Genomic DNA, 4,975 nt, shown 5'->3' with positions numbered 1-4,975 from the left:
TTCTTGAAGAAGCGGGATTAGAAGCAATGTCCCCTTGCGAAACAGAAAAACATAGTTTTGTGGCTCCCTATGTCAATGCCGGATCGATCGCCTCAGCACCAAATTCAAAACCCACTGAAAGATTTAATTCCTCTAACAGAGGATCAGGGCTAACTTTGAAGGGTTCACCAAAATCATTGATTCCAGTTAAATATCTAAGCCAACCTGCAAAAACCAGTGGAATCACTTTTAGTTCATTTACATTTAAATCATCTGAACTGATATAGGCTTTTACTGTTTCGCCAAAACGAACGGCTAGTTTTTGTGACGTATCCGTGGCAATTCGCTGCGGGGTGTCCGGAATAAAAATGTTCGGTAATCGCTTTTCAATTACTTCATCAAGAAACTGTTTTGGATCAAGAATGACCGGATCTACGACAACAGGTAATCCTTCATGATACCCTAAAATTTTCACTAATTCTCGCAGCTCATTATCATCCATCTCGCTGTGGATGGAATGATAATCCAACAAACAACCAAAAACAGCCAAACAAGTATGCAATGGATTCAGACAAGTGGTGACTTTCATAGTTTCCACTTTGTTGACTGTTCCTCGATCTGTAAATTGGATTCCCGTTTTTTCCAGTTTTGGTCGCCCATTTGGAAAGAGATCTTCGATCACTAGATATTCCGTTTCTTCGCCATTGACATAGGGAGCCACAAAACTATGTTTTTCTGTTTCGCAAGGGGACATTGCTTCTAATCCCGCTTCTTCAAGAAGGTGCTGAACAGTCACATCGGGTCTTGGGGTGATCTTATCGATCATACTCCAAGGAAATGTCACTTTCTCTTTAAGGTAGTCAACGAATTCTGGTGAAACCAAATCATTTTCCAGCCATTTTTCAGCATAAGTCAAAACCGCTGTCTGCAATTTTTCGCCATTGTGAGACATATTGTCCATACTGACTAACGCCAGCGGAGTTGCATTTGCCAAAAAACGCTCATGCATCAATGCGACTAGTTTTCCCAAATAACTTTCTGCTTTGTCCGGCCCATTTGTAAAATCAGATAATACAGAGGGAAAATACGCCTTCGCTGAATTGGATAGACTATAGCCTTTTTCAGTGATTGTCAGACTAACCATTTGCAATGAGGGCGCTCGAAAGATTTCTTTTAGTCGATTAAAATCTTGGGAGTTCCGATCCATTTTCAAATAATCCACGATACTGCCGACGATTTCTTTTTCCACAGAACCATCACTATGCAACAGAACATTTATTGTCAAATCATCATAGGTCTTCAAGATATCGACAATGTCATAGTCATATCCTTCAGCAACAATAATTCCTGTATCCTCTATTCCTTGATTCAACAGCTGTTGTTGATGGGTAGCCAAAAATGCACGGAAGATATTCCCAGCTCCCAGTTGCAGCCATGTAGGTTCACTCAATGTTTTTTCTTTTACTTTGGCTCTATCATATTCAGGTATTTTAAAATTCTTTAATTCATCAAGAGGCATTTGCTCCAATAATTCATTTGTTAGTCTCATTTGATACTCCTTTCAACGGTCCAATCCAAAGTAATCACGTGCATTCGTATAGCAAATACCTTCCACCATCTTGGTTAAGATCTTTTCATCTTTCGGATAGTGACCGCTTTCTACCTTCTCACCAATGTACTGACACAAGATACGTCGGAAGTAATCATGTCTTGGATAAGAAATAAAACTGCGGGAATCAGTCAGCATGCCTACGAAATTCATTAGCAATCCTTGAGTTGCAAGAACATTCATTTGATTGATCATGCCATCATAATGATCATTAAACCACCATGCTGCACCGAATTGAAGCTTACTTTTTAGCCCTTGTGTGTTTCCTTGGAAATTACCACAAGTTGCCGCAACTAACTCATTATAAATTGGATTTAAATTATACAAAATGGTCTGAGGAAGCTCGTCGTTTGTATTCAAGCAATCAAGAAAAGTGTTTAAATTCGTTGCCAAATCTCCCTGATCAATGATCGCATCCCCACCTGAATCCGGACCAAGATCAACAAACATCTTGTGATTGGTATTGCGTAAAGCACCAAAATGGATTTGCATGATCCAGCCTCGCTTCGCATATTCAGAAGCAAGATCCGTCATAATTCGGCCTTGCCATTTGGCCAGCTCTTCTCGATCAATTGATTCACCCTGTAACCCTTTTTGATAGATCTCTTCAATTTGCTCATCCGAAGCCTCTTGATAGAGAAACTCACTGAAACCATGATCTGCACTTTTACAGCCAGCATCATGGAAGTAAGAAACTCGTTCCAACAAAAACGCTTTCAAATCCACGTAATTTACTAATTTTTGCTTGGCTATTTTCTGGCACTTACTGATATATGCGGCAAATTCTTTATGCACATTCAAAATAGGATCTGGGCGGAAGGATGGAGCAACAACAAAATCCGTTTCAGCTTTCAATTGCTTGTGATACTGCAAATCACTTAAAATATCATCGGTCGTACCAACAAACTTCACATTCGAGTGACGAATCAACGCTTGAGCACTAACCTCATTATTGGCTAAAAACTGGTTGCAAGCTTCATAAATTTCTGCAGCTGTCTCGCTAGTTAATAATTTCGTAATACCGAAATATTCCTTTAATTCTAAATGAGTCCAATGGTGCAACGGATTGCCCAATAAATTTTCAACTGTTTGTGCCCAGGCATAAAATTTTTCCCAGTCATCTGCATCACCAGTAATGTATTTCTCGGCGACTCCATTGGCTCGCATCGCGCGCCACTTATAATGGTCCCCACCTAGCCATAACTCAGTGATTGATTTGAAACGAAAATTCTCTGCAATCAATTGCGGCTCTAAATGGCAATGATAGTCAATAATCGGCTGTCTTTTCGCCACCTCATGATACAATTGCTTTGCAGTTTCATTTTTCAATAAGAAGTCATCATCAATAAACATATTCTTTCCTTCTTTCGTAAACTGATATATTAGTATCTTACCATGTCAAACTAAATTCTTCAATCACCTTTTTAGTCTTTGCTGAACTTCTTAAAAAGAAAGATGAAAAAAGTTTTATTCTGCTAAGTTTCATAAACCTTGCAAAACAACATACAAAAAACATCAAAGCTAGTCATTTTACTAACTTTGATGTTTCTAGAGAATCTATTTTATCTTAATGGGAAAGAGTTTGTAGAGACTCCACATTTTTACTTTGTAAAGAGCTGATACTTCTCACATCATCTGTCTGACAGAGTTACTCAGAACCATTTCAACAGTTGTTTTAAGCCCACACCTAGTTTTACTAAACTTGTTATTAATAATGCTTAGTCTCGCTCCTGACGATGAAATTCCTCTCAGTCAACAAACACTTTCGGATTAGCAGATGTCTCTGTTTTACAAGAAGACATGATCTTTATCTGATACTCGGGAGAGGTATTCATCACTTCGATTTTAATGAAACGAAAAGAAAAATGGCGCGTCAGTTCTGATGTTACAGGTAGAACGTCTATTGTTCTTATTCTTCTAAACTCTGATAGAAACAATAAAAAAAACACCAACGTAAATATACGTTGATGTTTCTTGTTATACCGACGGCCGGGGTCGAACCGGCACGTCCTTGCGGACACCAGATTTTGAGTCTGGCGCGTCTGCCAATTCCGCCACGTCGGCATGATTGCAGATCACTAAAAGTACCTACTAAATTTTAATTGCTCTTTTACCCGTCATGGCAACGATAATCATTACTTTCAGGATAAAAATCGATACATCAATCGTACGAACGAATGATGTATCGATAATACCGACGGCCGGGGTCGAACCGGCACGCCCTCGCGGGCACTGGATTTTGAGTCCAGCGCGTCTGCCAATTCCGCCACGTCGGCATAACGAAAATATTAGTATCGTACTAAGGCGGTAACCGGATTTGAACCGGTGATGAAGGTTTTGCAGACCTCTGCCTTACCACTTGGCTATACCGCCATTATACTATTTCTGCAATTTACAACACATGTAAATTGAACTGGGGTAGCTGGATTCGAACCAACGCATGACGGAGTCAAAGTCCGTTGCCTTACCGCTTGGCTATACCCCAAAAATGAAAGGGCGAGTGATGGGAATCGAACCCACGAATGCCGGAGCCACAATCCGGTGCGTTAACCACTTCGCCACACCCGCCGTGATAAGAAACTAATTTTAAAATAATGGCAGGGGCAGCAGGAATTGAACCCACACTAACGGTTTTGGAGACCGCTGTTCTACCTTTAAACTATGCCCCTATAAAAATGGAGGAGAGTGGATTCGAACCACTGAACCCGAAGGAACGGATTTACAGTCCGTCGCGTTTAGCCACTTCGCTACTCCTCCATAATGGCGCGGGACAGAATCGAACTGCCGACACATGGAGCTTCAATCCATTGCTCTACCAACTGAGCTACCGAGCCAAAACAAGCTATTTACAATAATAATGAAACGGTCTGGACGGGACTCGAACCCGCGACCTCCTGCGTGACAGGCAGGCATTCTAACCAACTGAACTACCAAACCGTAATGGAGGTTAACGGGATCGAACCGCTGACCCTCTGCTTGTAAGGCAGATGCTCTCCCAGCTGAGCTAAACCTCCGGGTGTTCATTAAATTGTAATGATCCGTACGGGACTCGAACCCGTGTTACCGCCGTGAAAGGGCGGTGTCTTAACCACTTGACCAACGGACCAAATATATAACGGAGAGTAAGGGATTCGAACCCTTGAGACAGCGGTAGCCATCTACATGATTTCCAATCATGCTCCTTCGGCCTCTCGGACAACTCTCCAGCCTAAAAGAAGCTCAATACCCTTTTTTCTCTTGTAAGAGAACTCCGGCAGTAGGACTCGAACCTACGACATCATGATTAACAGTCATGCGCTACTACCAACTGAGCTATGCCGGAATGATACAGCGTGGCGACGTCCTACTCTCACAAAGGGAAACCCTTCACTACAATCGGCGCTAAGA

At 41.5% G+C, this 4,975-nt stretch carries 3 protein-coding genes and 13 tRNA genes; all 16 read right to left on the bottom strand.

What is annotated here, in order from left to right; translation table 11 throughout:
• Positions 1 to 67: 67 nt before the first annotated feature.
• Positions 68 to 1,528, bottom strand: coding sequence for a mannitol dehydrogenase family protein (locus Q0A12_RS12815; protein ID WP_291293028.1), 1,461 nt, complete (start codon positions 1,526 to 1,528; stop codon positions 68 to 70).
• Positions 1,529 to 1,540: 12 nt separating this feature from the next.
• The gene (uxaC, locus tag Q0A12_RS12810; RefSeq protein WP_291293027.1) at positions 1,541 to 2,941 is read right to left on the bottom strand and encodes a glucuronate isomerase; all 1,401 of its coding nucleotides are present in this window, start codon (positions 2,939 to 2,941) and stop codon (positions 1,541 to 1,543) included.
• A 395-nt stretch (positions 2,942 to 3,336) separates the two neighbouring features.
• The gene (locus Q0A12_RS16430) at positions 3,337 to 3,537 is read right to left on the bottom strand and encodes a hypothetical protein (protein WP_366031394.1); all 201 of its coding nucleotides are present in this window, start codon (positions 3,535 to 3,537) and stop codon (positions 3,337 to 3,339) included.
• Positions 3,538 to 3,568: 31 nt separating this feature from the next.
• Positions 3,569 to 3,652 (bottom strand) — tRNA-Leu (locus Q0A12_RS12805).
• Between the two features lie 128 nt (positions 3,653 to 3,780).
• Positions 3,781 to 3,864: transfer RNA gene (locus Q0A12_RS12800), tRNA-Leu, on the bottom strand.
• A gap of 26 nt (positions 3,865 to 3,890) precedes the next feature.
• Positions 3,891 to 3,961: transfer RNA gene (locus tag Q0A12_RS12795), tRNA-Cys, on the bottom strand.
• Between the two features lie 40 nt (positions 3,962 to 4,001).
• Positions 4,002 to 4,073 (bottom strand) — tRNA-Gln (locus Q0A12_RS12790).
• A gap of 10 nt (positions 4,074 to 4,083) precedes the next feature.
• Positions 4,084 to 4,156 (bottom strand) — tRNA-His (locus Q0A12_RS12785).
• Positions 4,157 to 4,183: 27 nt separating this feature from the next.
• Positions 4,184 to 4,257: transfer RNA gene (locus Q0A12_RS12780), tRNA-Trp, on the bottom strand.
• A gap of 7 nt (positions 4,258 to 4,264) precedes the next feature.
• Positions 4,265 to 4,345, bottom strand: a tRNA-Tyr gene (locus Q0A12_RS12775).
• A gap of 4 nt (positions 4,346 to 4,349) precedes the next feature.
• Positions 4,350 to 4,422 (bottom strand) — tRNA-Phe (locus Q0A12_RS12770).
• A gap of 29 nt (positions 4,423 to 4,451) precedes the next feature.
• Positions 4,452 to 4,525 (bottom strand) — tRNA-Asp (locus Q0A12_RS12765).
• Between the two features lie 4 nt (positions 4,526 to 4,529).
• Positions 4,530 to 4,602, bottom strand: a tRNA-Val gene (locus tag Q0A12_RS12760).
• A 20-nt stretch (positions 4,603 to 4,622) separates the two neighbouring features.
• Positions 4,623 to 4,694 (bottom strand) — tRNA-Glu (locus Q0A12_RS12755).
• A gap of 10 nt (positions 4,695 to 4,704) precedes the next feature.
• Positions 4,705 to 4,793, bottom strand: a tRNA-Ser gene (locus tag Q0A12_RS12750).
• 43 nt (positions 4,794 to 4,836) lie between these two features.
• Positions 4,837 to 4,910, bottom strand: a tRNA-Asn gene (locus Q0A12_RS12745).
• Between the last annotated feature and the right edge of the window lie 65 nt (positions 4,911 to 4,975).

Origin of the sequence: Enterococcus sp. (genome assembly GCF_022711995.1) — a bacterium.
In the GTDB taxonomy this organism is placed as follows: domain Bacteria; phylum Bacillota; class Bacilli; order Lactobacillales; family Enterococcaceae; genus Enterococcus_D.
This window is presented reverse-complemented; position numbering and strand designations above follow the sequence as displayed.